Source organism: Litorilinea aerophila, assembly GCF_006569185.2.
In the GTDB taxonomy this organism is placed as follows: Bacteria; Chloroflexota; Anaerolineae; order Caldilineales; family Caldilineaceae; genus Litorilinea; species Litorilinea aerophila.
Map to the genome: position 1 here is coordinate 27214 of NZ_VIGC02000005.1, position 26035 is coordinate 53248.

Here is a 26035-nt window from a genome sequence, read left to right on the forward strand (position 1 = left end):
ACTCAATATTCAATCCCCGCCTGGGCCCGGATCCCTTGTTCGTGGAAGGGGTGTTTGATCTCCCGCATCTCGGTCACCAGGTCGGCGAAGTCGATGAGGTTCTGGGGCGCGTAGCGGCCGGTGATGATGAGATGCAACATGGGTGGCTTGTGGGCCTCCAGCCAGGCCAGCACCTCGTTGACGTCCAGCCAGCCGTAGTGGAGGGGATAGGTGAACTCGTCCAGGATCAGCAGGTCGTAGCCCCCGTGGAGGATGCGCTCCTGGGCCACGGCCCAGCCATGGCGCGCCCGGGCCTCGGTCTCGTCCATGTCGTCGCTGGTCCAGGTCCAGCCGTCGCCGGTGTTGATCCAGTCGATGCCGCCCATGCGTTCGGCCGCCTTGATCTCACCGAAGCGGGCATGCTCGTTCTTGAGGAACTGGATGACGCCGACCTTCATGTTGCGCCCCCAGGCCCGGGTCATGACGCCCAGCGCGGCCGTGGTCTTGCCCTTGCCGGTGCCCGTGTTGACGATCACCAGCCCCTTTTTCTTGCGGGCCCGGCGTACGGCCGCCCTCACCGCGGCGGCGGTGGCTTCCTGCTCGTCCGGCATCTCATTGGGTGCTTCATCCGGCGTCTCGGCAGACGTGGTGGGCTCGTCGGCCGCCTGGGCATCCTCTTCCAGCCGGGCCTCCAGCGGACCATCTCCCCGAACGTGCGGCGGGTAGGCTGGCTCCTGGCCCGGCGGGTAGAGGCGGTGGAAGATCCGATCCGCCACCGGCCGCCCCTCCAGGATATGCTCCCGGTAGATCCGTTCCAGGGTGGCCTCGTCCACGCTGTGGTACCAGATGCCCTCCGGGTAGACGACCACGATGGGACCTTTCTGGCAGACGCCCAGGCAGTCCACCAGGCTGCATTTCACCCGGTGGGGGTTGCGCAGCTTGTTGAGGCCGGACTGCCGGTTGAGCTCGGCCACCCGGCGCTGGAGCGCCTCGCCCAGTTCGGGCGCCGCGCAGTCGCCGTGGTTGCAGATCAATATGTGTCGTCCGTAGGCGCGCATGGAAGGCGCGGTGGGTTTGTCCATCATCTGGCTCCTTTCACCGTCAGCGGGATACCCGCCACCAACAGCAACACCGTCTCGGCCCGGCGGGCCACAGCCTGGTTGGCCCACCCCAACAAATCCCGGTAGGCCCGGCCCAGGGGATAGGGCGGCACCACCCCCATGCCCACTTCGTTGGAGACCACGAGGAAATGGGCATCTACCTGGTCCACGCAGCGGAGTAAGCCCTCCACCTCTTCGGCCACCGCTGTGCTGGCCGCCTGGACAAAGGGATCCTCAAAGGGGAGCAGCACATTGGCGACCAGCACCGTCAGGCAGTCTACCAGGATCACCGGTGGCGCAGGGCGGGCCAGGATGGCCGCGCCCACCTGGTGGGTGGCTTCCAGGGTCTGCCAGGCGGGGGGACGCTGGGCCCGGTGGCGGGCAATGCGCGCCTGCATCTCCTCATCGTGGGCCGCGGCGGTGGCCACATAGAGCACGTCATCCCCGGCCAGCCGCCGGGCCATCTCCTCGGCGTAGGCGGTCTTGCCGCTGCGCACACCGCCCAAAATCAACGTCAACGCTCCCATCCCACTCCCTCACCCAATCTTCAATCTTTTAATCTTCAACCCCGCCACCAACAATCCCACGCCCAACAGCGACGCCAGCCAGACCATCTTCACGGCCCGGGGGATCTCCGCCGGGGTGGGAGTGGGCTGCCCCTCGCCCAGGACGTAGTGGCCTTCCTTGGCCAGGGCTACCCCCAGGGCGCCGGCCATGGCGGCCATGGGGTGGCCAGCGTTGGGGCTGGCCGTGCAGCCGTGATCCCGCCGCCAGACCCGCCAGGCCCGCCGGGGATTCTCCCCAGCCAGCCACGCGGCCAGGACCAACAGCCCGGCGGTCAGGCGGGCCGGCACCAGGTTGGCCAGGTCGTCCAGGCGGGCCGGGGCCTTACCCAGCCACTCCCGGGCTGGATCCCGGTAGCCCAGCATGGCGTCCCCGGTGTTCACGAAGCGGTAGGCCATGGCCGCCGGTAAGCCCCCCAGCCCGTAGTAGAAGAGGGGCGCCAGAACGCCGTCGGAGCAGTTTTCGGCCAGGGACTCGATGGTCGCGGCTGCCACCTGCCCGGCGTCCAGTGCCCGGGTGTCCCGGCTGACCAGGTGCCAGCCCAGCAGCCGGCGCGCCGTGGGCAGATCGCCGGCGGCCAGGGGCTCGTGGACGGCCCGGGCGGCCCCCATCAGCCCCCGCAGCGAAAAGGTGCTCTTGAGCAGGAGGGCCTGGAGCAACCAGCCCCAGGGGCGGGGCAGACGGGCGGCCAGCCATTCCGCGGCTCGGGCCAGGACGGCCACCGCGGCTCCGCCCCCCAGGGCAATCCCGGCGCCCATGAGCAGATACGCCAGGGGACTTCTGCCGGATCCCTGGGCCCGGCGCTGGGCTGCGGCAATGGCCTGCCCCATCCACGCCACCGGGTGCAGCCGGTTGGGCGGGTCGCCCAGGGCCAGGTCCAGCAGCAGGGCCAGGCCCGTCACCCAGGCCCGCTCCCCCGCCGGCCTCACCGTATCCCTCCGCTGCCGGCTGTGAACCAGAGCAGCACCGCTGTTTCCACCAGCACACAGGTCGCCCCGTAGAGGTCGCCGGTCAGGCCGCCGATGCGCGCCACGGCAAAGCGGCCTGCCAACCAGGTGACCAGCAGCGCCAGCACCAGCGCGCCCGCTCCCCACCAGCCGCCCACCCCGAGGCTGATCACCCCGGCCGTGACGCTGCCGAGGAAGAGCTCCCGGCGCCCGGCGTGATCTTTCATGGCCCGCCCCAGGCCCTGGGGGCGCACATAGGGGAAGTGGACCAGCGCCAGGCCCATGGCCCAACGTCCCAGCACCGCGGCCAACAGGAGGGGCGTGGTACGGATGGACAGGCTTTCCAGGGCGGCGAACATGGCCAGGAGCACCAACACCCCGCCGGCCACGGCAAACGCGCCCACCCGTTCGTCCCGTAGGATCTCCAGGCGCTGCTCGGGGGTCCAGCCGCCCAACAGCCCGTCGCAGGCGTCCAGCAGACCATCCAGATGCAGCGCGCCGGTCAGCAAGATCCAGGCCGCCAGCAGGAGGGCTGCCGTGACCGCCGGCGGGAAGAGGCGAGTCAGTCCCCAATCCAGCAGGGCCAGGACTGCGCCCAGCAGCAGGCCCACCAGGGGGAAGAAGCCCACAGCGCGGCCCAGCTCCGGCGGGGTGAAGGGGCGGTGCAGGATGGCCGGCGCCCGGGTGAGGAACTGGAGCGCCACCGCCAGGGGCGCCAGCCATCCCACGGCTTTCTGAGCCATCAGGCCCGCTCCGAAACGCCGGCTTCGTCGAAGGTGGCCATCTCGGCCATGAGCTTGCACGCGGCCTCGGCCAGGGAGATGCCCAGCGCGGCGCCGGTGCCTTCGCCCAGGCGCATCTCCAGCTTGAGCAGGGGCTGCAGCCGCAGCCACTCCAGCATGATGCCGTGCCCCTGTTCCACCGAGTGGTGGGCCGCGATCAGGTAGGGGCGCACCTGGGGCGCCAGGGCCACGGCCACCATGGCCGCGGCAGTGGAGATGAAGCCGTCCACCATCACCGGGCGGCGGTGGCCTGCCGCGGCCAGCATGGCGCCGGCGATTCCGCCGATTTCGAAGCCACCCACCTTGGCCAGCACATCCAGGCCGTCCTCGGCAGAGGGGCGGTTCACGGCCAGGGCCCGGCGCACCACCTCCGCCTTGTGGGCCAGGCCGGCCTCGTCCAGCCCGGTGCCCCGCCCCACGATCTCCTGGGGTGGGCGGCCGGTGAACGCCGCGGCGATGGCGGCGGAGGGCGTGGTGTTGCCGATGCCCATGTCGCCCGTGGCCAGGATGTCCAGCCCCCGGGCCAGCTCCTGTTCCACCACCTGCGCACCGGCCAGGAGAGCCTGCACCGCCTGCTCCCGGCTCATGGCCGGGCCCTGGGCGATGTTGCCCGTGCCGGGCGCGACCTTAACCCGGACCAGGGCGCGTGCCAGGGGGTCCTGGTCGGGCAGCTCGGTGGCCACGCCCAGGTCGGCCACCACCACCCGGGCGTCCACGTGGCGGGCCAGCACGTTGATGGCCGCGCCACCCCGCAGGAAATTGGCCACCATCTGGGCGGTGACCGCCTGGGGATAGGCACTGACCCCCTCGGCCACCACGCCGTGATCGCCAGCCATCACCGCGATCACCTTGTGCTGGATGCGGGGCAACGCCTGGCCGGTGATGCCCGCCAGCTGCACGGCCAGCTCCTCCAGGCGGCCCAGGCTGCCCGGGGGTTTGGTGAGCCGGTTCTGGCGGGCGCGCGCCGCGGCCATGGCCGCCTCATCCAGCGGCGGAATTCGACGAATCAACTCCTCCAGATCCATGATTTCCTCTTTAACCCTCAATCTTCAATCTTCAACCTTCAATCAGCGCCTCAATCGCCTGCCAGTTCACCGCCGTCTCCACCGCATCGGCCAGCCGGTCGTACTCCTGCTCCCGCAGGCGCCGGGCCGTTGTGGCGGACGCCTCTTCCACGCCGGTGTGCTCCATGGACTCCGGTCCCGGCCAGCCCAGGCTGCGCAGCCACTCCCGGCGGAAAGATTCGTTCTCGAAGATGCCGTGGAGGTAGGTCCCCCACACCCGGCCATCCGGGCTGCGTGCGCCGTCGGGGATGGATACCGGCCGCCCGCTACGCCGGACCAGGGTGCCCAGGGGCTGGGCCTGGTGCAGGGTGGTCTCCCCGGCGTGGATCTCGTAGCCCTGGAGCAGCTGGCCATCTTCCAGGCGCAGCTCGGCCTGGTGGGTCTGTTTCACCGGGCAGAATTCGGTGGTCACGGGCAGCAGGCCCAGCCCCGGCGCCACGGTGCCGGCCGGCGCTTCGATGCCCAGGGGATCGGCCAGCGTTTGACCCAGCATCTGGTAGCCCCCGCAGATGCCCACCACCGTGGCTCCTTCCCGATGCGCGGTCAGGATGGCCTGGTCCAGCCCTCGTTCCCGCAGCCAGGCCAGGTCGGCCAGGGTGACCTTGGTGCCCGGCAGGATGATGGCGTGGGGCCGGCCCAGCCCGGCCGGGTGGCGGACGTAGCGCAGGTGGACTCCCGGCTCCGCGGCCAGTTCGTCAAACTCGTCGAAGTTGGCGATGTGGGGCAGGTGGATCACCGCGATCTCCACCCCAGGCGCAGCGGCGGCAGCAGGCTCGGGCTCCTCCAGGGCCACCGCGTCCTCATCCGGGATCTGGAGGTCCGGCAGGTAGGGGATGATGCCCAGGGTGGGCACACCGAAGGCCCGCTCCCGGAGCCGTTCTGTGGCGTCGCCCAGCAGGGCCGGATCGCCCCGGAACTTGTTGATGAGGAAGCCCCGGATCTGGGCCCGCTCGTGGGGCTCCAGCAGGAAGAGGGTGCCGGCCAGCGCGGCGAAGACGCCGCCCCGGTCGATGTCGCCCACCAGCAGGCAGGGGGCCTGGGCGTGGCGGGCCATGCGCAGATTGACGATGTCCCCCTGCTTCAGGTTGATCTCTGCCGGGCTGCCCGCGCCCTCCAGCACGATGACGTCGAAGCGGGCAGCCAGCCGGTCGTAGGCAGCCCGCACTTCGTCCCACAGCATGCGCTTGAGCTCGAACCAGTTGGCCGCTTCGATGTGGCCTACGGCCCGGCCGTTGAGCACGATCTGGCTGCGGCGGTTGCCCTCGGGCTTGAGCAGCACGGGATTCATGTCCGTGTGGGGTGGGATGCCCGCGGCCTCGGCCTGGACGATCTGGGCCCGGCCCATCTCGCCGCCCTCGGGCGTGACGCCCGCATTGTTGCTCATGTTTTGGGCCTTGAAGGGGGCCACCCGCACGCCCCGGCGGGCCAGGATGCGGCAGAAGGCCGTGGCCAGCAGGCTCTTGCCAGCGTTGGAGTGGGTGCCCAGCAGCATGATGGCACGGGCCATGGTCACCTCCCGTTCTCTTCTCCGGAGGGCGAGGCCTCCGGCTGCAGGCCCTTCACGGCCCGGAGCATGGCCATCACCGAGGTGCACACCTGCCTGTGCCCGGGAGCCCCCTGACCGCGGGTGACGATCCAGCGGGGGGACGAGGCGTCGCCGTCCACCGCCACGTGAATGGTGTCCGGCGCCTGGGCCGACCCGTTGCGCGCCACGCAGAAGCCTTCCCGCTCTAGCGCCCGGGCAGCCCACAGCGCGGGCAGCCCTTCGCCCTGCAGGCTGACCACGCCCGCGTTCTGGCGGCTGATGTGGAAGGAGCCGCTGTAGGGGTCGAAGGTCACGCCGTCGCTGCGAAAGGCAGCGGTAAACGCGCCATTCAGGACCAGATCCTCGGGGGCGCCCACCGCCAGGGGGCCTCCCATGGGCAGGAGCCACAGGCGATCCGCGCTGCGCAGGGCCAGGTCCAGGTCGTGGGTGGAGAGGAGGATGGCCCGGTTGGTGCGTCGAGCCAGCCCCCGGAGTACGCCCATGATCTCCACCCGACGGGGCAGGTCCAGGAAGGCGGTGGGTTCGTCCAGCAGGATGACTTCTGGCTCCTGGGCCAGGGCCCGGGCGATCATCACCTTTTGGCGCTCGCCGTCGCTGAGCTCGTGGACCGGACGATGGGCCAGGGCCGTCGCGCCTACTGCCTCCAGCGCCCACTGGACCGCCCGGTGATCCTCCCGGGTCAGGCGGCCCATCCAGTCGGTGTAGGGATAGCGCCCCAGGGCCACCAGGTCGTAGGCGTGCAGATGGCCCACGTCCACCCGGTCGGTCAGGACTACGCTCAGGCGCTGGGCCAGGGCCTGGGGTGGGAGGGTGTGAATGTCCACCCCCGCCAGCAGGACCCGGCCGGCCAGGGGTGGCTGCATGCCGGCCAGGGTGCGCATGAGGGTGGTCTTGCCCGCGCCGTTGGGCCCCAGCAGGCAGACCAGTTCACCCGGCTCCAGGGAGAGGTTGAGGTCCCGGGCCACCACCACCGGCGCGCGGCGTCCCCGTTCATAGCCGATGGTCAATCCGTTTGCCTGCAGTTTTCCAGCCATGTTTTTCCCGGCTCCTCAGGCGGCAAAGGTCTTGCCCAGGTTTCCCCGGCGCAGGATAACCCAGACCACCACCGGCGCCCCGATCAGGGCGGTGATGGCGTTGAGGGGCAGGGAGATCTGGCTGCCCGGCAGGTGGGCGATGAGGTCCGCGCCCAGGGCCAGCACCGCGCCCAGCAACGTGGTGGCCGGCAGCAGGATGCGGTGGTCCGAGGTGTTGAAGAGGCTGCGGCCCAGGTGGGGCACCGCGACACCCAGGAAGGTGATGGGGCCGCAGAAGGCGGTCACCACGCCGGCCAGGATGGAAGCACTGCCGATGATGAAGAGGCGGGCGCGGCCCACGGTGAGGCCCATGCTGCGGGCGTAGGTCTCACCCAGGAGCAGGGCGTTCAGGGGTTTGGCCCCGGCGTGGGCCACGGCCATGGCCAGCAGGAGGGACGGGGCCATCACCCGGAGCTGATCCCAGGTGACATCGCCGAAGGTGCCGAAGGTCCAGGTGATGTAGGCCTGGATGCGTTCGGCGATGCTGAAGTAGAGGAGCACGCTGACCAGGGCGCTGGTGGCGTAGCCGAACATGAGCCCCAGGAGGAGCAGGGTCATGGTGCTGTTCACCCGGCGGGCCACCAGCATGACCAGGAGCAGGACCAGCGCAGCGCCCAGGCTGGCGGCCACGGCCAGGCTGAACTCGCCCAGCAGCCCCAGGCCGGCCAGGAGGGTCACGCCGCCGCCGGCGCCTGCCCCCAGCACCACCAGGGCCACGCCCAGGCTGGCCCCCGAGCTGATGCCCAGGATGAAGGGGCCGGCCAGCGGGTTGCGGAAGAGGGTCTGCATCTGGAGGCCGGCGATGGCCAGGCTGGCGCCGGCCAGGCTGGCGGTGATGGCCTTGGGCAGGCGGAATTTGAGCACGATGTTGGCCCATGCCGCCCGCTCCGGCTCCGCGCCCAGCAGGATCTTCAGCACTTCACCCGGTGGGATGTAGACGGAGCCTACCCCGATGCTGAGCAGAAACATGACGACCAACAGGACTGACAGTCCCAGCAGCCCCAGGCGCCATCGGCTGGCCCGGGTCGCCACTTTTGTGGCCGGTGTGGGCTGGACCTGGTAGAGCGTTGTTTGTGCCATGGAAAAATCTCTCCCTGAAAGCTCGGGCGCCCCGCACTCTCTTTACACGTTGTTTTGAGCCACGTTCTAGGCCCCAGAGTCACAGATTGGTAGGTCCGGTCTCCTGGCCGGACATCCGCACCCAACGGGATGGGGACCCGTGTCACGCAGGGATGTGTGACCTACGGACCTGAGGATGCGCACTCCACGATGGGACACGGATGAACACGGCTTGGTAGGTCCGGTCTCCTGGCCGGACATCCGCACCCAACGGGACGGGAACCCATGTCACGCAGGGATGTGTGACCTACGGACCTGAGGATGCGCACTCCACGATGGGACACGGATGAACACGGCTTGGTAGGTCCGGTCTCCTGGCCGGACATCCGCACCCAACGGGACGGGAACCCATGTCACGCAGGGATGCGTGACCTACGGACCTGAGGATGCGCACCCCACGAGAGGGTCACCACCACGACGCGAAGTCGGCATCCTCTGTGGATTGGCTTGAATCTACGGCTCCACCTGCCGGAAGAAGGTCAGCTCGTGATCTGGCAACAGCTCCGGATGGAAGATCTTGACCAGGTCGGCCAGGATGATGTCCGGGTTGGCCACGCCACCTTCCCAGTAGTCGTTGCCGCCCCACTGGTTCACCCGGGCGTTGTTATCGTAGATGCGGCCGTTCTGGAAGGCGGCAAAGTCGGCGTAGCGGGGATCCTCATTGCGCACGTCCTCCAGGGTCTGCCAGCGGCCGGCGTTGGGCAGCCAGTAGTCGGCATCCGCGGCCCGGGCGTAGACCGCCTCGAAGTCCAGGGGGATGCTGCCGGTGGCGTCGGTGTCCGCCCAGAGGTAGTCGGCACCGGCGTCGGCCAGGAAGCGGGCGAAGTAGCTCTTGCCGCCGGAGACCCGCCAGGAGTCGCCCCGGTTGATGCCGGTGAAGACCGTGGGGCGCTCTTCCACCTGGGCGACCTTGTCGGCGATGGCCTGGTAGCGTTCCGCGATCTCCTGGAAATGGGTGGTTGCCTGGGCCTCCCGGTTAAAGAAGAGGGCCACGTACTTGAGCCATTCGGCCCGGCCGAGGGGGGAAGTTTCCATGTAGTCCGCGATCAGGCCCACCTTCAGGCCGGCTTCCAGCAGCTTGGGATGGGTGTCGTAGCGGGGATCGCCGTAGGCGAAGGTCAGCACCAGGTCCGGCTCCAGTTCCAGCACCCGCTCGGTGTTGATTTCCGCGCTGGCGCCGATCTCCTGCACCGTGCCGGCATCGATGCGTTCCCGCACCGCGGGCGTGTTCACGTAGTCGAACTCCTCCACCGCCACCAGGCTGTCCAGCACGCCCAGGGCCTCCAGGTGGGGCAACACGGTGGTAGAGAGGGTGATGAGGCGCCCCACAGGCACCTCGATGATCTGGGATGGGTCATAGCCCTCTGGGGCCGGGGTGCCGCACTGGACCAGCACGTACTGGAAGCTCTGCTCCGCGCCTTGCCAGGGGGTCAGCACGGTGACGACCTTGTAGTGGTTGGCATATTCCACGGTAAAGCCGGTGGCGTAGGTGAGCTCGATCTTCTCCGGGAAGTAGTCGACGGCGGGATCGTACTCCTCCACGCAGCCATCGGTCAGGTTGGCTTCCACCGGTGCGGCGGCCTGGGGCGGTGCTTCGGCCGGCGTAGCCGCGGGTGCTTCGGGGGCAGTCGGTGTGGCCACAGGCGCGACACAGGCGCTGACCAGGGCTGCCAGCAGTAGAAGGGCTGGCCAGAAGGTTCGGAGATTTTTGCGCATGTTCATGACTCCTTTCATGAATGTCCGTCTCATGGTAACTATACAGCCCCCATCTCCCTGATACCGATTGTCTGGCCAAGAGGCATCGTAGGTCACGTTTCCATACGTGACCGCTTGTCCGGTATGGAAACCGGACCTACGGAATCATGAGCGCCACTACGTAAGACAATCGGTATAACCCCCACCGGGAGAAGGGGGGAAAGTGACAGAAAAAAAAGCGGCCCTCGCCGGGGCCGCTCAAGTCTCGTCGTGCGCACATGAAAAACCCGCCGGATTGGCGGGTCGTGCGCTTGGATTCGTGAACGCTCGCCCCCTTTTTCCACGAAGGTGGACTCAAGCAACAGCCAGGGCGGGTATTCGGGCTTGTCGATTCACTCCCGTGGGAGCGGGTCGACCTACCGTTGCGGGCCAGCGCCGGACTGGTCTCAGCGAGACGTCACCGGTCTTCCCCCATTGTGCACCATGCATCCGGGCCATCTGGTGCACCCTGGCTGGTCTTGATATTCGGTTGTGATCTGGGTGCTAGTGTAGCAGAGGCGCGGACCGCCTGTCAATTTTGGATCGGGGGATTTGGACGCTCACAGAGACGCCAAGGCGCGGAGAAGCGAGGGGCCTACACCGGGAGAGCGCATCCCTGGGACATGGAAAGTGCACCAATGGGCCGATCATCCGGCCCGTGCCGGCGCGGGCCGGATCTCGTGGTGGATGGTCAAGGCGTGGTGTTCTTCGGGTTGGGTGCTCCAGGGATCGACATGCACCAAGATCTCGGACAGGTAGGGCAGCGCGTGGAAGAGGTCGTGGCGAAGCTGCTCGGCGATGTGATGGCTGGCCGCGGTGCTCAGGTGCGGGTCAACCGCGATGCCGATGTCGGCGTGCAGGCGATGGCCCATCCAGCGCATGCGCAGCCACTCCAATTCCTGGATCCCGGGCTGCTGGCGGATGACCGCCTCCGCCCGCTCCAGGTGTTCCGGTTCAATGGCATCCATGAGCCGGTACCACATGGTTTTGGTGGCATCCCAGGTGATGAAGAGGATGGCAACGCCGATCAAGATGCCGATGATGGGATCCACCATGGGATAGCCGAGCCAGGAACCGGCAACGGCGAGTAGCACTGCCAGGGACGTCAGGCCGTCGGTGCGGGCGTGCATCCCGTCCGCCACCATGGCGGCGGAGCCAATCTTGCGCCCCACCCGGATCTGAAGCCATGCCACGGTTTCGTTGCCGGCAAAGCCCACCAGCGCGGCCAGGGCCACCCAGCCTAGGTTTGTCAGGGGTTCAGGGTGAAGGAGCTTCTGCAAGGATTCCCAGAAGATGACGCCGGCGCTGAAGGCGATGGAGAGCACGATGAAAATGCCCGCTACATCTTCGGCACGGCCAAAGCCATAGGTGTAGCAGCGTGTCGCCGCCCGCCGCGCCAGGTAAAAGGCGATGAGCAGGGGGACCGAGTTGAGGCCGTCGCCGATGTTGTGCACCGTATCGGCGAAGAGGGCCACGCTGCCACTGAGCCAAACGATGATCACCTGCAGGAGGGACGTAAAGGCCAATGCCCCGAGGGCAATCCAGACCGTGCGGATGCCCTCTTCATGCGCGGCAAAGGCGCTATCGGTGACGAGGGCATCGTGCTGGTGGCTGTGGCCGTGGAGGTGAAAGATGGTGCGAATCCAGCCCCATGGGCCGCCGCCGTGATGGTGGTGATGTCCATCATGGCTGTGGGGATGGGCGTGGGCGTGATGGTGGCCAGATTCGCCATGGTGGCTGTGGGGATGCGGATGATCGTGGCCGTGGGCATGCTCTTCACCTTCATGGGGATGCGTGTGCCCGCTGTTTTTGATTGCCATGATTGTACTCGCGTTTCTAAGGGTGTGTTGTGGATGGCGGCGGTTCTGTTGCTTCCGTCCACTCCCCGGCGGGGGACAGATTGCGGCGGACGTGATCGAGGTGGGAGAGGGCCTCGCGGAAGAGGGCGCCTACGTGTACATCATCAATTGAATAGTAGATCTGATTGCCTGCCCGGCGGGTCCGCACCAAGCGTGTAGCCCGCAACTTGGCCAGATGGTGGGAGACGGCAGAGGGCGAGACCGATACGTACTGGCTCAATTCGTTGACGCTATATTCCTGGCGGGTGAGCAGATAGATGAGCTGGGCCCGGGTGGTGTCGCTGAGGACCTTGAAGATCTCAACAACATCGGCCAGGAGATCGGCTGGCAGCGCATCCGCGTTGAAGAGTGCCGCGTGCCGATTGTGCATGGCCTCCCTCTTTCCTTGATTCGTCTCTTTTTGCATATGAACATATACTCAGGTATTTAAAGTGTAATCCATGGTGGCTATGAAAGTCAAGATTGTCCGCCTGTCGAATTCAATGGGTGGGAGGAGACGCAGTCGCTGTCTGCCGGTGCCGTGGGGCCTCGATATTCGTAGGAGTGGGTTTTCATACTTTCGTAGGTATTCCTTCCCCGTGGCCGGTGATATCATATGCCCTGTTGGGCTCCTCTCGAGGAGAAACTCACATTCTATTCGACATCTTCATCAAAGCGCACGGAAGGAGAAATCCCATGCCCAGCCCATCGATCTCTGGCCGCCGGCAGCGAACCAGCCGGCGCACGTTTCTGCGCGGTGTGGGCGCAGCTGGCCTTAGCCTGGCCCTGCCCAGGTACGCAAGCCAGAGCGCGCTTGGGGCAAACCGCCTCGCGGAGCAGTTCCCCGATCGTCCGAACCTTCTGATCATCCTGACCGACCAGGAGCGTGCGCCCATGCACTGGCCGGCGGATTGGGCCGCAACCAATTTGCCCAACCGCAAACGCATCGACGACCATGGATTGGTCTTTCGCCGGGCGTTCTGCAACACAGCCATGTGTTCACCCAGCCGCAGCACCCTTTTCACCGGGCTCTTCCCATCCCAGCACGGCGTCAAGCACACCTTGACCTCGGGCGGCACCCTCTCGCCCACCGAGCCCACGTTGCCCCTGACGGTCCAGAACATGGCCCACATGTTGGCCTCGGCGGGCTACAATGTCCACTATCGGGGCAAGTGGCATATGAGCAAGGGGGCGGATGGCGGGGAGCCCACTACTGCGGATGTGGCCGCGTACGGCTTTCAGGGGTGGCAACCGCCCGAGGCGGGCGAGAACACCGATCCCGACGGCTTCGGTGGCGGCTGTGCAAATTGGGACCAGCACTATGCGGATCAGGCGGTGAGCTTTCTCCAGAATGTGGACGTGGACAGCGGGACGCCCTTCGCCCTGATCGTCTCCTTTGTCAACCCCCACGACGTGCTCGCCTACCCCCTTACCTGGAACCAACCGAGTAGCGAGGATCCATCCTGTTTCAACTACCTGAACGAGGCGCCGGACTGTTTCAACCAGGGCATCGGCTTGCCCGGTACATTCGATGAGCGGCTGCTCCAAAATTACAAGCCCACGGCCCAGGCTCAATTCCTGGCCCTGGCCGCGGGGGGATTGGGGCCGCTTGCCGGCCCGCTGGACCCCGAGCGTTACGTCAACTTCTACGCCTATCTGCAGAAGGTGGTCGATCAACACATCGGTGCCGTGCTGGACGCGCTGGAGGCCAGGCCGGGCCTGGTGGAGAAGACCCTGATCATCCGTGCTTCGGACCATGGCGAGATGGGGCTCTCCCATGGCGGCATGCGGCAGAAGTCATTCAACGTCTATGAAGAGACCATGCGGGTCCCTTTGGTCTTTTCGAACCCACTTCTCTTCCCCCAGACGGTCTACACCGACGCCCTGGCCTCTCTGGTGGACCTGATGCCCACCCTGGCCTCCCTGGTGGACGTGCCGAACCGGGACAGCTATACCTTTGCCGGCCAAGATCTGAGCCCCATCATCAACGACGCGGTGGCGAACCCGGACAATCCCACCGCCACGGTCCAGGATTCCATCCTGTTCACCTTCGACGATGAGAACGTGGGCGCGCCCAACGGGCAGACTGTAGTCACCCAACCCAACCACATCCGCTGTATCCGGGAGGCCCGCTGGAAGTTTGCCCACTACTTCGATCCCAGCGGCCAGGAACCGTCCCAATACGAACTCTATGATCTGGCCAATGACCCGGACGAACTGCACAACATGGCGGATCCGGCGAATGGTGACTACTACGATCCGGACAAGGTGGCCGAGATGGCCGGCAAATTGGCCGCCAAAGCGGCGGCTGTCGGGGCATTGCCCTATCAAGCCTTTATGCCGGTGATAAACCGGTAGGCTGGGAGAGATTTTTCGGATTGCAGGCAACCTCCGTGAAGTTGCCTGCAATCCTGTCTTTGGCGGTACATTCCCGAACCAAATGGTTGCCTGGCGCGGGGATTAGCCCGGGCGCCGATGGGCGCGGCTCACTCCTCCAGGGCCAGGCCATCCCCATGCAGCTTGAAGATGTACAGCAGGTACAACAACGAGGGAATGAGCACCACCGCACCCACGCCCAATCCAATGGCCAGCAGGCGCAGGGTGATGGCCGGTGCCGCGGTCTCGTGGTAGGTCAGGTCGGGAACCAGGATGTACGGATACTGGGCCATGCCCCAGCCCAGGATGATGCAGGCCACCTGGCCGGCGGCGCTCCAGCGGGCCCACTCGAAGCGCCGCCACCACAGGGCGGCCAGCGCCACCACCGCCAACACGCTGGTCCACAGCAAGAGTAAAGGCGCCCACCAGCTGGTCAGTCCGCTGAAGATGATCGGCGCGCCCTCCCGGGCCAAGAGGAAGACCAGCCCCGCAGCCGGAGCCAGCAGGACCCCCGACACCAGAGCCCGACGCCGGAAGTCCTCCTGCAAGGCCGGATAGCGGCGGGCATCGGCCGCCAGGTAGGCCGCGGCCAGGAAGGCAAAGAGCCCCTGGGCAAAGAGGCCACAACTTAGGGCGAAGGGACCCAGCCAGCCCCGAAAGAAGCCCGTAGTGACGATCCCGCCCTCCACCCGGATCTCCCCGGAAGCCAGCCCCCCCAGGGTCAACCCCATGAAGAAAGGGGTGAGAAAACTGGCAACGCCGAAGACGGTGCTCCAGCGCCGGTGGATGGCGTCGTTCTGGGCGTCGTACTTGCGGAAGACAAAGGCCGAGCCCCGCAGCACAATGCCGATCAAAATCAGGGTGATGGGGATGTGGAGCGCGGTCATGATGGCGGCAAAGGCCACCGGAAAGGCGGTGAACAGGATCACCACCGCCAGGATCAGCCAGACATGGTTGGCCTCCCACACAGGGCCGATGGCCGCGGCGATGGCCTCCCGCTGCAGCCGAGCCCGGGGGCCCCACGCCAACAGATCCCACATGCCGCCGCCAAAGTCCGCCCCGCCCAGGACGGCGTAGAGCAACAACGAGAAAAACAGAGCTGCTACAATCAGGGTCTCAAGCGCCAGCATAGCCTTCCTCCTGCCGCTCCTCTGCCGGGCTCTCGGGCGATTCTAAAAACTGGCGTCGTAGCAGAAAAACCAGGATGACCGAGAGGGCCAGGTAGAGGCCGGTGAAGGTGACAAAGGGGACCACCAGGCCCGTCATGGGCGTGACCGCCTCGGCCGTGCGCATGTAGCCGTAGATGACCCAGGGCTGGCGCCCCAGCTCGGTGACCATCCAGCCCGTCTCGATAGCCACGAAGCCCAGCGGGCCCGCCGCCACCAGGGCACGCAGCAGGAGGGGATGGTCGGGCAGACGGCGTCGCCGCCACCAGAGCCAACCGGCCCACAGGGCCACCGCCAGCATGGCCATGCCCGAGGCCACCATGATGTCGAAGGAGAGATGGACCAGCAGGGTGTTGGGCCAGTCCGAACGGGGGAAGGCCTCCAGGCCGGTTACCTCGGCCTGGGAATCGCCATAGGCCAGGATGCTCAAGCCGTAGGGGATCTCCAGGGCGTAACGGGTGACCATGGCCTGGTCGTCCGGGATGCCGCCCACGATCAGGGGCGCCCCGGCTTCGGTCCGATAGTGGGCTTCCATGGCGGCAAATTTGATGGGCTGGAGCCTGGCCACCTGTTTGGCGCTGAAGTCGCCGCTCAGAATCTGGAGAGGAATGCTGATGCAGGCCACGGCCAGGGCAATGCCCAGGGCCCGGCGGTGAAAGATGTTGCGCAGATCTTTGCGCAGGAAGTAGGCATGGACCGCGCTGACCGCGAAGCCCGTGGCCACGTAGGCCGCCAGGGTCATGTGGAGGACCTGGTGGAACGCGGCCGGGTTGAACATGGCCGCGATGGGGTCAATGTTCACGAACTGGCCATCCACAAAGTCGAAGCCGGTGGGGGTGTTCATCCAGGCGTTGGCCGTAACCACGAAGATGCCGGAGACGGCACCGCTGATGGCCACCAGCACGCCAGACAGCCAGTGGATGAAGGGCGGGATGCGCTTCCAGCCGTAGAGGTAGATGCCCAGGAAGATGGCCTCGGTGAAGAAGGCGAAGCCCTCCAGGGAGAAGGGCATGCCGATGATGGGGCCGGCGTGGGCCATGAAAGTGGGCCAGAGCAGGCCCAGCTCGAAGGAGAGCACCGTGCCCGACACCGCGCCCACGGCGAAGAGGATGGCCGTCCCCTTGGCCCAGCGTTTGGCCAGGTCCAGGTAGCCGGCGTCGCCGGTGCGCAGGTAGAGGGCCTCGGCCACGGCCATGAGCAGGGGCATGCCGATGCCCACCGCGGCGAAGATGATGTGGAAGGCCAGGGACATGGCCATCTGGGAACGGGCGAAGAGAAAATCACTCATGCTTCACTCCCACAAATGCAATCGTTCCAGGATTGTTTTGGCACAGCGCCCTCATCATACCACAACGCTCAGGCGCAGATCGTGAAGCGCGTAACAATTGGGCGAGGGCCAGAGAGTCGTTTTCGCGCCGATGCCCGGTTTGTGCCAGCCATTTCTGATGGCATACAATGGAAGGAGTAATGTTATCTACAACAGGTTGGCGGGACCCTGAGGTCCGAACCAACCGGCGATGAGGCTCGCCTACGTCCAGATCGGGACTGATAGCCTCTATGCGATGGTTCCCAGGAACCTGCGTATAGAGGCTTTTTTTGTGGTTGTATCTCGCAGCGAAAAGGAATATCATCGATGAATCGTTTTATCTGGATCGGGTTGGGCGCTATCCTGGGCGCCAATGCCCGCTACCTGGTGGGCGTCTGGGCCGGCAGCCGCTTTGGCGCCGACTTTCCCTACGGCACGCTGCTGGTCAACATCACCGGCAGCCTGCTGTTGGGCTTTCTGGTCACCCTGTCGGCCGGGCGGCTTCAGCTCTCGCCCGAGTTGCGCCTGTTCCTGGCCGTGGGCTTTTTCGGCTCCTATACCACCTTCTCCTCTTTTGCGGTGGAAAGCATCTTTCTGTTTCAGGACGGCGGCCTGGGGCGCGGCATCTTCAACATTCTGGGCAACAACCTGATCGGGCTGATGGGCGCCCTGCTGGGGGTCTACCTGGCCCGGGCATTGGGCTAAAGGAGGCAGCATGCAGATCCAGGGCAAAGCGAAGCGAGTCCGTATCTACATCGGAGAAGGCAACCGCCATCGGGGCAAACCCCTCTACATGGCCCTCCTGGAGTTCCTGAAACAGGAGGGCGCATCCGGCGCGACGGTGACCCGAGGCCTGGCCGGCTTTGGCGCCCACAGTCGCATCCACACCGCCACCATCCTCACCCTCTCCGTTGACCTGCCCATCGTGGTGGAGTGGGTGGATGCGCCCGAAACGGTGGCCCGGCTGCTGCCCCGGGTGCGCCAGATGGTGGACGACGGCCTCATCACCGTGGAAGAGGTGGAGGTGATCCAGTACGCCCCCGGCCGGGTGCCGGATCCCCTGGAGCAGCCGGTGCAGAACGTCATGCGCCGGGAGGTGGTGACGGTCCGCCCGGAGACGCCCGTCGCGGATGTGGTCTCCCTGTTGCTCCAGCGGGGCTACCGCAGCCTGCCCGTGGTGGACACGGAGGGGCGTCTGGTGGGAATCCTCACCGACGGTGACCTGCTGCGGCGGGCCGGCCTGCTGGCCCGGCTGGACCTGCAGCCAGAGCTGTCGGCCGAGCAGGTACAGCGCCAGCTGGCCGCGCTGCGAGAACGCAACGAACCGGTGGGCCAGCTCATGACCCGGCCGGTGCATACGGTCCACCCCCAGGATCCCCTGCGCCAGGCCGTGGCGTTGATGGCCCAGCAGGGGCTGAAGCGGCTGCCGGTGGTGGACGACCAGGCGCGCCTGGTGGGGCTCATCAGCCGCATCGACGTGCTGCGGGCGATGGAGTATCACCAGGTGGGCCAGGAGCCAGGGGAAGAGCCGCTGCCCGCGGGCAAAACGGTGGCCGAGCTCATGTACACCGACGTGCCCACCGTCGGTCCCCAGGCCACCCTGGAGGAGATCGTGCGCGCCCTGGAGGCCAGCCGGCGCCGGCGGGTTGTGGTGGTGGATGAAGAGCGCCGGGTGTTGGGGATCATCAGCGACGGCGATCTGCTGCGGCGCAGCCGTCAGGCGGCCCATCCGGCGCTGATCGACCGCCTGCGCCGCCTGGTCACGGGGGAGAAGGGGGCGGCCCCGCCCCTGCCCGGCCGGGACGAGACCGCGGCCATGCTCATGACTGCGCCCGTCATCACCATCACCCCGGAGACGCCCCTGGCCGAAGCCCTGCGCCTGATGGTGCAGTATGGGGTCAAGCGGCTCCCCGTGGTGGATGCAGAAGGGCGGCTGGTGGGGCTATTGGGGCGGGCCAGTGTGCTGCGGGGCCTGCTGACAGGTTGAGTCCCAGGCCCGCTCACTGGCGCAGCCGGTCCACCAGCCGTGCCGCCAGGGCAGGATCCTGCCCGAAGTGGACGTGGAGATAGCTGGCCAGCAGGTTGCCCCGGGCGAAACCGTCGGGCCGGCTCTCCGGATCCTCTTCCCGGCGGCGCAGATGCCAGGCGGGGTAGCCGGGGCTGGCAGCGCTGCCCGGCTCCCAGCGGCTGTAGTGAAATTCGTGGCCCCGCACCCGCTGGCCCCGCCGAAGGAGCAGGTTGTCCGTGGACGCCTCGGCCACCCGGTAGCCCAGCCCGGCCAGGCGCGGGGTCATGTGGACCGTGCCCGGCACCAGGCCGGCCATGGGCCAGCGCCGTCCCTCCAGGTCCACCAGGGCTTCAGTCAGAACCATGAAGCCGCCGCACTCCGCGTAGATGGGCCGATCCTGCGCGTGGAGATGGCGGATGGCTGCCAGCAGCCTGTGGTTGCTGCTGAGCTGGCTGGCATAGAGCTCGGGGAAGCCGCCGCCCAGGTAGAGGCCGGCGCTGCCGGGGGGCAGTTCGCTGTCCCGCAACGGGCTGAAGAAGCGGATGCAGGCCCCGGCCGCGGCCAGCAGTTCCAGGTTGTCCGGATAGTAGAAGGAGAAGGCCTCGTCCTGGGCCACGGCCAGCACCGGACCGGCGTCGCCTGGGGCCAGCGTGGTGGCCTCTTCCCCGGCCATGGTGGACGGCCCGACCGACGGCGTCCATCGGCTGGCCAATCCGGCGATCTCCAGGATCCGATCCAGGTCGCAGGTGGCCTCCACCGCCTGGGCTGCCGCCTCCACCAGGGGTTGAAGGCTGGCGCGTTCCTGGGTGGGGATCAGGCCCAGGTGGCGCTCCGGGATGTGAAGGCCACTTTCCTTGGGCAGCCAGCCCAGGCAGGGGAGCCCGGTGGCCGCTTCCACGGCCCGGGCACAGCCCTGGGCGTGGGAAGCGGAGCCGGCCCGGTTCAGGATGAAGCCGGCCAGGCGCAGGGCCGGGTCAAAGCGCTGGTAGCCCAGGGCCAGGGCGCCGGCGCTGCGGGCCAGCTTGCCGATATCCAGGATCAGGAGGGTGGGCGCGTCCAGCAGTTTGGCGATGTGGGCGGTGGCGCCCTCCTCCGACGTGTAACTGCTGCCATCGTAGAGCCCCATCACCCCTTCGATGACGGCCAGGTGGGCCCCGGCCATGGCCCGCCGGAAACTTTCCTGCATCTGGGTTGGGCTGAGCATCCAGGTATCCAGGTTGCGACAGGGCCGGCCTGCGGCCAGGCTGTGGTAGGTGGGGTCGATGTAGTCCGGGCCGCACTTGAAGGGCTGCACCTGGATTCCCCGGCGAGCCAGGGCCGCGATCAGGCCCAGGGTGATGGTGGTCTTGCCCACGCCCGAGGATTGACCTGCGATGACCAGGCGCGGCGGCCAGCCATCGCCACGGGTCTGGTCGAACGGATGCAACGGATGCACCGACATATCCGGTTTCCCTCTTTCCAGTCCTGGGGATGGATCCCCAGGCTCCGTGTCAGCCAACCTGCTTCAGCAGGTTGGCACGCGCCGGCCGAACCGGCTTCCAGCCGATTTGGTCTCCGCCGGGCGCAGATTTCAATCTGTGCCCGGGTTCGGCGTAAACCGGCCGGGCGGTGGATAGGATACCCGCGAGGCCCTGTTCGCGCCGAATCTGGCAGGGGGGCGTTCGATTTTCGCCCGCCGCTGTTTTCGCAACCGGGGGCCCCCATGCTAGACTGGGGCCATGGCACTGCGGCTCCAGACACTCATCCGGCAGTCACACTGGAAGCAGCTCCTGCTGGGTAGCTACGCGACCCTGCTGGGCCTGGTCTTTCCTTTCATCTGCTGGGGAAGCTGGGCCGAACCGGGCCATCCCCACAGCGGCCCCCACTTCGTCTTCGCCTCGCCCCCAGGCTTGCACGATCACGGGCATCCACACGAGATCGATGACCCTGCCGATGGGGATCCGGCGCGGCCGGCCGGACAGGCCCGGCCCAGCACCCTGCTCCTGCAACTGCTGCCTTTCCTGGTTGCCGCGGCCAGCGTTTTGCCGGCGCCCTATGCCCGCCAGCGGTGTCGCCACTGGCAGCCCCTGGCTGGTCCCCAATTTGTGCCGGCTGTTCCTCTACCTCCACCCCGCATGGGCGACATCGCTGTTCCCGTTCGCTGAAGGGGGGCGTCCCGGCTGCCCCGGGGTGGCCGGTCGGACGCCAGCTTGATTTTGCAACTTTCATAGGGGTAGGAGGAAAATCTATGCATCCTGTTATGAACTTGTGGCATTGGAACCTATGGCAGAAAACTTCTGGGCTGCGGGGGGAAAGCCGGCCGGGAACGGCAAGGGCCGGGCTCGTGTTGATGTTGCTGGCCACCTGGCTGCTGGGCGCCTGTGCGCCGCTACCTGCACCCGCGGGTGAAGGCGGGCATCAGGACGCCTTGCAGCTGCACGTCATCCCGCCGGCGGCCGGCATGGACGGCACCGGGCTGACCGTCTACGTGGCTGACGCCGCGGGGATGCCCGTCACCGACGCCACGGTGCAGGTGGAAGGCGACATGAACCATGCGGGGATGGTACCGGTGATCGGGGAGCCGGTGGCAGACGAGGCCGATGGCGCCGCCGACGGCTTCTACCACATCCCCTTCCAGTTCACCATGATGGGCGACTGGATCCTGACCGTCGTTGTGGAGCGGGCCGACGGCACCCGCCTGGAGCGGCAACTGAACCTCCAGGTGAACGACGCCGGCGTCTCCGGGGACGTGGTAGCCGCGGGTCAGATGGCGGTGATGAACGCCTGGGCCCGGCCGGTGTTGGTGGCCGACGGCAACACCGCGATCTACCTGACCCTTCTCAACGGCACCGGGGTGGCGGATCGCCTGGTGGCGGTCTCCAGCCCCCTGGCCGTGGCCGAGCTCCATGAATCCATCCACGAGGGGGACGTCATGCGGATGGAGCCCCGGCCCGAGGGTTTTGACATCCCCGCCGAGGGCGGGCTGGTGTTGCAGCCCGGCGGCAAACACATTATGCTGCTGAACGTGCCCGAGCCGCTGGAGGCCGGAGACACGGTGGAGATCACCCTGGAGTTCGCCACTGCGCCCGCTCAGACCCTGGAGGTGCCTGTGCGGGACATGGCGGACGGTTCAGATGGGATGGCGCACTAGCTTGTCGGGGCGGGCCGCCGTGCCCGCCCCATGGAGGCCACCGCGGTAGGCGGCCCCAGCGGGACCGTTGCCCCGTGTTCAAAGTTGGCATCCGCCCGTGCGGGATGGAAACCGTCCCGACGAGGTTCAAAAGGGGTTTGACCGTTTCCAAGATCTATTGCATACTGGCAGCGATTTCTAGCGCCTTTTTTCGTACTACTTCGCACCAGAGGAGTCTGAGCTTATGAAAACCCATCGACTGTTGTTTGCCCTGGCCCTGCTGCTGGGGCTGGCCCTGGCTGCCTGTGCCCCCGTCCAGAGCCCGGGCGCCACGGCTGACGAGCCCGTGCCGTGCAGCGAAGCCCAGATCACGCAACAGGAGAACGGCCTGCCCGATCTCAACGGCTGTGAGCTGCGCATCGCCGTGGAGAACGCCTACCAGCCCTTCAACTACATCGATCCGGAGACTGGCGAGGCCGTCGGCTACGATTACGACATCTTCAACGAAATCTGCAGCCGCATCAACTGCACGCCCAACTTCATCGAGACCAGTTGGGAAGCCATGGTGGCCATCATGGGCGGTGAGGGCAGTTTCGACACCTTCGACGTGGGGGCCGACGGCATCACCATCACCGAGGAGCGGGCCCAGCACGTGGACTTCTCCATCCCCTACATCACCTCCCAGCAGGTGTTGCTGGTCCGCATCGATGAGGATCGCTTCACCGAGCCTGAGGAATTCGCCGCGGATCCGTCCTTGATCATCGGCACCCAGTTGGGCACCACCAACTACGAGGCGGCCAAAAATCTGGTGGGCGAGGATCGCATCCGGGCCTATGACCAGTTCGGCACCGCGGTCCAGGCCCTCATCAACGGCGACGTGGACGCGGTGATGATCGACAACGTGGCCGGCCTGGGCTACGTGGGCGTCAACGCCGACAAGCTCAAGATCACCGGTAAGGCGGTGGAGAGCGAAGAGCTGGGCTTCATCTTCAGCAAGGGCAGCCCCCTGGTGGAGCCCATCAACCAGGCTTTGGAATCGATGAAGGAAGATGGCACCCTGGACACCCTGTTCCAGAAGTGGTTCCAGACGGAAGAGTAACTCCCTGGAGGGCAGTGTTTCATCTGGACATGACCGGACAAGCGACCCTAAAGGTGCTGGTTGACCTTTAGGGTCGCTTTTTCCACCCGATCCTTTTCCATCTGGGGTGGCTGTGAACGCCGGGGATTCAAAAAGGGGCAACAGGCACGGTTTTTCAAACAGCGTGAAGGGAATAGACGATGGAAGCTGAATCAAGGGTGTCGACGCCGACTGCTGGCCGGTCTCGCCTGCTGGGTTCGCTGGATCGGATGGCCGAATGGCCCTGGTGGCTGCTGGTGGCCATTTTCCTGGGGCTGTACATTGTTTTTCTGATCCTGACCGATCAGCAGACCCAGAAGACCTTCTGGTTTATCATCGGCCAGACGCCGGAAGGGCTCCTGAACGGTCAGATTCTGTTCAAGGGCATCACCATCACCCTGACCGTGACCCTGGTGGCCTATTCCCTGTCCCTGGCCATCGGCCTGACCCTGGGCCTGATGCGCACCTCCACCAACCCCATCCTCTACAATGTGGCCTCGTTCTACGTAGAGCTGGTGCGGGGCGTGCCCATGTTGGTGCTGTTGCTCTACGTGGCCTTCGCGCTCACGCCGCTGGCGGTCAGCGCCCTCAACCTGCTGGGCATTCCCATCACCACCCGGGACATTCCCAACGAGATGCGGGCCATCATCGCCCTGGGGCTGGGCTATGGCGCCTTTTCCGCCGAGATCTTCCGGGCCGGCATTCAGTCCATCGAAAAGGGCCAATACGAGGCGGCCCGGGCCCTGGGCATGAATTACTACCAGACCATGCGCTACATTGTGCTGCCCCAGGCCATCCGGCGCATCCTGCCGGCTTTGGGCAACGATTTTGTCTCCATGGTCAAGGATTCCTCCCTGGTGGCCATCCTGGGCGTCCAGGACATCACCCAGTTGACCCGCCTCTACTACAGCGGCAATTTCCTCTACATGCAGTCGCTGACCATGCTGGCCTTCATTTACCTGAGCCTGGTGGTCTTTTTGAATCGCCTGGTGCGTTGGATGGAACACCGCCTCCACCGGGGATACGCCCGCTAGACGAGTCGTCCAGCCTCTCCAGCCACACGTAGGCCCGCACCAGCTCCGCTCCCCACAGGAAGATGGACGCGGTGTAGTTGACCCACAGCAGGAAGACCACCAGCGAGCCCGCAGCGCCGTAGTAGGAGGCCAGGGTGTTGCGGGCCAGGTAGAGGTGGACCCCATATTCGCCCACCGTGAAAAGCAGCGCCGTCACCACCGCGCCACCCCAGACCTGGCGCCAGCTCAGCCGGATGCGGGGCAGGAAGCGGTAGATCAGCGCGAACAGGGCCATCATGGTGATGGGCAGGACGGCAAACTGGAGAATGGCCTGAATCCAGGTGAGGAGCGGCACCCAGCCGGGCAGATAGCGCACCGCCACCGCCACCAGCCCCTCCAGGCCCAGGGTGATGGGCAGGATCAGCCCCATACCCAGCACCATCAGCAACGACGACAGGAACGAGATCAGCCGCTGGCGTAGCCCCTGCCGGAAGCTTTCCTGCTGGGCCTGGGGCACTTCCCAGATGATATCCATGGCGGTCTGGAGCTGGCGAAAGACCGCCGACGCGCCCAACAAGAGCAAGAGCAGCCCGGTCCCCGTGGCCAGAGGCGCGCCTCCCCTGGCGTGCATCTGGCGGAGGATACCCTGGACCAGGGAAGCGCCTTCGGGGCCCAACAGGGGCCCCAGCCGGCTGACCAACTGCCCTTCCGCCCCGGCCGTCCCCAGGAGCAGGCTGCCGAGGGCCAGGGCCACCAGCACCAGGGGCGCCAGGGAAAGGACCGTCTGATAGGCCAGGGCCGCGGCCAGGATGCCGCCATGGTGGCGGCGCCAGCCGTCCAGGGCTTCCCGGAAGGCGGCCGCGGCGCTGGCCAGAATCGGTCGGCGTGGCATGGCTGAGGTGCTGTCAACCCGCCGGTCTACGGGATGCGCTGGTGGGCCACACAGAGGCGCCGCACCGCTTCCTCGTCCACCTGAATCCCCAGGCCCGGCCCGTCCGGCACTGGCACAAAACCGTCCTGCTGCTGGATGGGCTCCCGGCAGACAGTCTCCCGGATGATGCTGGGGGTGCGGTCGAACTCCATGACTGGCTCCTGCTGGTAGGGAAGGGGCTGGCGTGCCGTGGGGCAGGGTGGCACGGTGGCCATGACGTGGAGGGTGGCGGCGATCATCACCGGCGAGCCCCACACATGCGCGTTGACCTGGACGCCGAAGGCGTTGGCCATCAGGGCCACATTGCGGAGTTCCGTAATGCCGCCCACGTTGATCACATCCGGCTGGGCAATGTCCAGGGCCCGGCGAGCCAAAAAGTCCCGAAAATCGAAGCGGGTGCGCAGCCCTTCGCCGCCGGCAATGGCCATGGGGACCGCCGCCTTGACCTGCAGGTAGCCGTCCACATCCTGCGCGGCCACCGGCTCCTCGAACCAGAGGATGTCGTAGGGCGCCAGCATCTGACCGATGCGGATGGCCGTGGCCGGGTTGTAGGCCTGGTTGGCATCCACCATCAGATGGACATCGGGGCCGATGGCCTCCCGGATGGCGGCCACCCGGCGCACATCCTCGGCCAGGCTGAGGCCGCCCACTTTGGTCTTCATGCCTCGGAAACCGGCCGCCACGTAGCCCCGGGCTTCCTCCAGCAGGCGGTGGGGGAACTCGCCTTCGGTGTAGTAAAGGCCCGTGGCGTAGACTGCGACCCGATCCCGCACCTGGCCGCCCAACAGTTCGTAGATGGGGCGCCCCAGGGCCTGGCCCGCGATGTCCCACAGGGCAATGTCCACGGCGCTGAGGGCACTGCCGCCAAAGCCGCCAGCCAGGTTGGCATTGTACAGGGTATGGTACATCCGGTGCCAGAGGGCGTTGCGCTGCATGGGATCCTGGCCCAGCAAGTGGGGCGCGAAGTAATCCCGTAAGATCGCGGCGGCCGGCCCGCTGATGCCCTCGCCCCATCCTACCAGGCCGGCGTCCGTCGTGATTTTGAGCAGCCCGGTGGCGCGATGGTCTGTCCACCCCTGGGACCAGCCGAAGGGGCGCTCCAGGGGGCTTTGCAACAAAAAGGTCTCCATGGCGGTGATGCGCATGATGGGGTCTCCTTGTGATGGGCCGCTCCCAACCGGTCCGAAATGGAAAACGGCGGGGCGACGCGGTTTTTGGGCAGATTGTCCCCCTTTCTCCCGGAGTTGTCAACGTTCCCCGCCA

23 protein-coding genes and 2 riboswitches are annotated in these 26035 nt (G+C 66.6%); of the genes, 7 read left to right on the top strand and 16 right to left on the bottom strand.

The features are described 5' to 3' along the window. Positions 1–2: 2 nt before the first annotated feature. From cobO to FKZ61_RS04660, 11 genes are all read right to left on the bottom strand, one after another. Entirely contained in the window at positions 3–1061 is a 1059-nt protein-coding gene (gene cobO, locus FKZ61_RS04610; protein WP_229964141.1) for a cob(I)yrinic acid a,c-diamide adenosyltransferase, read from the bottom strand. Beyond that, the gene (gene cobU / locus FKZ61_RS04615) at positions 1061–1606 is read right to left on the bottom strand and encodes a bifunctional adenosylcobinamide kinase/adenosylcobinamide-phosphate guanylyltransferase (RefSeq protein ID WP_141608906.1); all 546 of its coding nucleotides are present in this window, start codon (positions 1604–1606) and stop codon (positions 1061–1063) included. The genes cobO and cobU overlap by 1 nt, the downstream gene beginning before the upstream one ends. Before the next feature lie 9 nt (positions 1607–1615). Next, on the bottom strand, positions 1616–2572 hold the full coding sequence (cbiB, locus tag FKZ61_RS04620) for an adenosylcobinamide-phosphate synthase CbiB (protein ID WP_211358415.1): 957 nt from the start codon (positions 2570–2572) through the stop codon (positions 1616–1618). After that, positions 2569–3333: an adenosylcobinamide-GDP ribazoletransferase gene (gene cobS / locus FKZ61_RS04625; protein WP_141608907.1), complete on the bottom strand. Its 765-nt coding sequence runs from the start codon at positions 3331–3333 to the stop codon at positions 2569–2571. Before cobS ends, cbiB begins: the two co-directional genes overlap by 4 nt. After that, positions 3333–4397 carry a nicotinate-nucleotide--dimethylbenzimidazole phosphoribosyltransferase gene (gene cobT, locus FKZ61_RS04630; protein WP_141608908.1) on the bottom strand — a complete coding sequence of 355 codons (1065 nt, stop codon included), beginning with the start codon at positions 4395–4397 and terminating at the stop codon, positions 3333–3335. The genes cobS and cobT overlap by 1 nt, the downstream gene beginning before the upstream one ends. Positions 4398–4428: 31 nt before the next feature. Continuing rightward, on the bottom strand, positions 4429–5943 hold the full coding sequence (locus FKZ61_RS04635; protein ID WP_211358416.1) for a cobyric acid synthase: 1515 nt from the start codon (positions 5941–5943) through the stop codon (positions 4429–4431). Between the two features lie 2 nt (positions 5944–5945). Further along, positions 5946–7016 (bottom strand): ABC transporter ATP-binding protein, encoded by a 1071-nt coding sequence (locus tag FKZ61_RS04640; protein WP_141608909.1) that lies wholly within the window; start codon positions 7014–7016, stop codon positions 5946–5948. Positions 7017–7031: 15 nt separating this feature from the next. Then, the gene (locus FKZ61_RS04645) at positions 7032–8135 is read right to left on the bottom strand and encodes an iron ABC transporter permease (RefSeq protein WP_141608910.1); all 1104 of its coding nucleotides are present in this window, start codon (positions 8133–8135) and stop codon (positions 7032–7034) included. Between the two features lie 492 nt (positions 8136–8627). Further along, positions 8628–9890, bottom strand: a complete 1263-nt coding sequence (locus FKZ61_RS04650) for an ABC transporter substrate-binding protein (RefSeq protein WP_141608911.1) — start codon at positions 9888–9890, stop codon at positions 8628–8630. Between the two features lie 331 nt (positions 9891–10221). After that, a riboswitch (cobalamin riboswitch) is annotated at positions 10222–10395 on the bottom strand. 160 nt (positions 10396–10555) lie between these two features. Further along, positions 10556–11728 carry a cation diffusion facilitator family transporter gene (locus FKZ61_RS04655; protein WP_141608912.1) on the bottom strand — a complete coding sequence of 391 codons (1173 nt, stop codon included), beginning with the start codon at positions 11726–11728 and terminating at the stop codon, positions 10556–10558. A 16-nt stretch (positions 11729–11744) separates the two neighbouring features. Next, positions 11745–12137, bottom strand: a complete 393-nt coding sequence (locus FKZ61_RS04660; protein ID WP_141608913.1) for an ArsR/SmtB family transcription factor — start codon at positions 12135–12137, stop codon at positions 11745–11747. A gap of 305 nt (positions 12138–12442) precedes the next feature. Between FKZ61_RS04660 and FKZ61_RS04665 the strand changes: the two genes are divergently transcribed. Next, complete coding sequence (locus FKZ61_RS04665) at positions 12443–14104, top strand: sulfatase-like hydrolase/transferase (RefSeq protein ID WP_141608914.1); 1662 nt, start codon at positions 12443–12445, stop codon at positions 14102–14104. A gap of 128 nt (positions 14105–14232) precedes the next feature. On the opposite strand, the gene FKZ61_RS04670 is transcribed toward FKZ61_RS04665, so the two are convergent. Then, positions 14233–15252, bottom strand: a complete 1020-nt coding sequence (locus FKZ61_RS04670; RefSeq protein ID WP_141608915.1) for a cytochrome d ubiquinol oxidase subunit II — start codon at positions 15250–15252, stop codon at positions 14233–14235. Beyond that, positions 15239–16576 (bottom strand): cytochrome ubiquinol oxidase subunit I, encoded by a 1338-nt coding sequence (locus FKZ61_RS04675; RefSeq protein ID WP_141608916.1) that lies wholly within the window; start codon positions 16574–16576, stop codon positions 15239–15241. The genes FKZ61_RS04670 and FKZ61_RS04675 overlap by 14 nt, the downstream gene beginning before the upstream one ends. A 216-nt stretch (positions 16577–16792) precedes the next feature. Next, positions 16793–16853, top strand: a riboswitch (Fluoride riboswitch). A gap of 68 nt (positions 16854–16921) precedes the next feature. Here FKZ61_RS04675 and crcB point away from each other — a divergent pair. Together crcB and FKZ61_RS04685 are read left to right on the top strand one after the other, a co-directional pair. Further along, complete coding sequence (gene crcB / locus FKZ61_RS04680) at positions 16922–17299, top strand: fluoride efflux transporter CrcB (protein WP_141608917.1); 378 nt, start codon at positions 16922–16924, stop codon at positions 17297–17299. Positions 17300–17309: 10 nt separating this feature from the next. After that, positions 17310–18581, top strand: coding sequence for a DUF190 domain-containing protein (locus FKZ61_RS04685; RefSeq protein WP_141608918.1), 1272 nt, complete (start codon positions 17310–17312; stop codon positions 18579–18581). A 13-nt stretch (positions 18582–18594) separates the two neighbouring features. Here the strand turns inward: FKZ61_RS04685 and FKZ61_RS04690 are convergent, their stop codons facing one another. Beyond that, positions 18595–20043: a cobyrinate a,c-diamide synthase gene (locus FKZ61_RS04690; RefSeq protein WP_141608919.1), complete on the bottom strand. Its 1449-nt coding sequence runs from the start codon at positions 20041–20043 to the stop codon at positions 18595–18597. 277 nt (positions 20044–20320) lie between these two features. On the opposite strand from FKZ61_RS04690, the gene FKZ61_RS04695 reads away from it, so the two are divergent. From FKZ61_RS04695 to FKZ61_RS04710, 4 genes are all read left to right on the top strand, one after another. Then, on the top strand, positions 20321–20746 hold the full coding sequence (locus tag FKZ61_RS04695; protein ID WP_141608920.1) for a hypothetical protein: 426 nt from the start codon (positions 20321–20323) through the stop codon (positions 20744–20746). Between the two features lie 185 nt (positions 20747–20931). Continuing rightward, positions 20932–21732 (top strand): copper chaperone PCu(A)C, encoded by an 801-nt coding sequence (locus FKZ61_RS04700; protein ID WP_229964153.1) that lies wholly within the window; start codon positions 20932–20934, stop codon positions 21730–21732. Between the two features lie 223 nt (positions 21733–21955). After that, positions 21956–22810 (top strand): substrate-binding periplasmic protein, encoded by an 855-nt coding sequence (locus FKZ61_RS04705; protein ID WP_141608922.1) that lies wholly within the window; start codon positions 21956–21958, stop codon positions 22808–22810. 197 nt (positions 22811–23007) lie between these two features. Then, complete coding sequence (locus FKZ61_RS04710; RefSeq protein ID WP_229964142.1) at positions 23008–23862, top strand: amino acid ABC transporter permease; 855 nt, start codon at positions 23008–23010, stop codon at positions 23860–23862. Here the strand turns inward: FKZ61_RS04710 and FKZ61_RS04715 are convergent. Both FKZ61_RS04715 and FKZ61_RS04720 read right to left on the bottom strand, forming a co-directional pair. After that, positions 23780–24733: a YihY/virulence factor BrkB family protein gene (locus FKZ61_RS04715; protein WP_141608924.1), complete on the bottom strand. Its 954-nt coding sequence runs from the start codon at positions 24731–24733 to the stop codon at positions 23780–23782. The genes FKZ61_RS04710 and FKZ61_RS04715 overlap by 83 nt on opposite strands. A gap of 26 nt (positions 24734–24759) precedes the next feature. Then, positions 24760–25917 carry a mandelate racemase/muconate lactonizing enzyme family protein gene (locus tag FKZ61_RS04720; protein ID WP_141608925.1) on the bottom strand — a complete coding sequence of 386 codons (1158 nt, stop codon included), beginning with the start codon at positions 25915–25917 and terminating at the stop codon, positions 24760–24762. Positions 25918–26035: the final 118 nt, after the last annotated feature.

Excerpts from the sequence above, each read along its gene's own strand:
- cobT (WP_141608908.1), bottom strand. The coding sequence starts at position 4,397 with ATGGATCTGGAGGAGTTGATTCGTCGAATTCCGCCGCTGGATGAGGCG.
- FKZ61_RS04685 (WP_141608918.1), top strand. The coding sequence starts at position 17,310 with ATGCAGATCCAGGGCAAAGCGAAGCGAGTCCGTATCTACATCGGAGAA.
- FKZ61_RS04705 (WP_141608922.1), top strand. The coding sequence starts at position 21,956 with ATGAAAACCCATCGACTGTTGTTTGCCCTGGCCCTGCTGCTGGGGCTG.
- FKZ61_RS04655 (WP_141608912.1), bottom strand. The coding sequence starts at position 11,728 with ATGGCAATCAAAAACAGCGGGCACACGCATCCCCATGAAGGTGAAGAG.
- FKZ61_RS04675 (WP_141608916.1), bottom strand. The coding sequence starts at position 16,576 with ATGAGTGATTTTCTCTTCGCCCGTTCCCAGATGGCCATGTCCCTGGCC.
- cobO (WP_229964141.1), bottom strand. The coding sequence starts at position 1,061 with ATGGACAAACCCACCGCGCCTTCCATGCGCGCCTACGGACGACACATA.
- FKZ61_RS04665 (WP_141608914.1), top strand. The coding sequence starts at position 12,443 with ATGCCCAGCCCATCGATCTCTGGCCGCCGGCAGCGAACCAGCCGGCGC.
- FKZ61_RS04650 (WP_141608911.1), bottom strand. The coding sequence starts at position 9,890 with ATGCGCAAAAATCTCCGAACCTTCTGGCCAGCCCTTCTACTGCTGGCA.
- FKZ61_RS04700 (WP_229964153.1), top strand. The coding sequence starts at position 20,932 with ATGTTGCTGGCCACCTGGCTGCTGGGCGCCTGTGCGCCGCTACCTGCA.
- FKZ61_RS04645 (WP_141608910.1), bottom strand. The coding sequence starts at position 8,135 with ATGGCACAAACAACGCTCTACCAGGTCCAGCCCACACCGGCCACAAAA.
- FKZ61_RS04660 (WP_141608913.1), bottom strand. The coding sequence starts at position 12,137 with ATGCACAATCGGCACGCGGCACTCTTCAACGCGGATGCGCTGCCAGCC.
- FKZ61_RS04715 (WP_141608924.1), bottom strand. The coding sequence starts at position 24,733 with ATGCCACGCCGACCGATTCTGGCCAGCGCCGCGGCCGCCTTCCGGGAA.
- FKZ61_RS04695 (WP_141608920.1), top strand. The coding sequence starts at position 20,321 with ATGGCACTGCGGCTCCAGACACTCATCCGGCAGTCACACTGGAAGCAG.
- cobS (WP_141608907.1), bottom strand. The coding sequence starts at position 3,333 with ATGGCTCAGAAAGCCGTGGGATGGCTGGCGCCCCTGGCGGTGGCGCTC.
- crcB (WP_141608917.1), top strand. The coding sequence starts at position 16,922 with ATGAATCGTTTTATCTGGATCGGGTTGGGCGCTATCCTGGGCGCCAAT.
- FKZ61_RS04690 (WP_141608919.1), bottom strand. The coding sequence starts at position 20,043 with ATGTCGGTGCATCCGTTGCATCCGTTCGACCAGACCCGTGGCGATGGC.
- cobU (WP_141608906.1), bottom strand. The coding sequence starts at position 1,606 with ATGGGAGCGTTGACGTTGATTTTGGGCGGTGTGCGCAGCGGCAAGACC.
- FKZ61_RS04670 (WP_141608915.1), bottom strand. The coding sequence starts at position 15,252 with ATGCTGGCGCTTGAGACCCTGATTGTAGCAGCTCTGTTTTTCTCGTTG.
- FKZ61_RS04720 (WP_141608925.1), bottom strand. The coding sequence starts at position 25,917 with ATGCGCATCACCGCCATGGAGACCTTTTTGTTGCAAAGCCCCCTGGAG.
- FKZ61_RS04640 (WP_141608909.1), bottom strand. The coding sequence starts at position 7,016 with ATGGCTGGAAAACTGCAGGCAAACGGATTGACCATCGGCTATGAACGG.
- FKZ61_RS04635 (WP_211358416.1), bottom strand. The coding sequence starts at position 5,943 with ATGGCCCGTGCCATCATGCTGCTGGGCACCCACTCCAACGCTGGCAAG.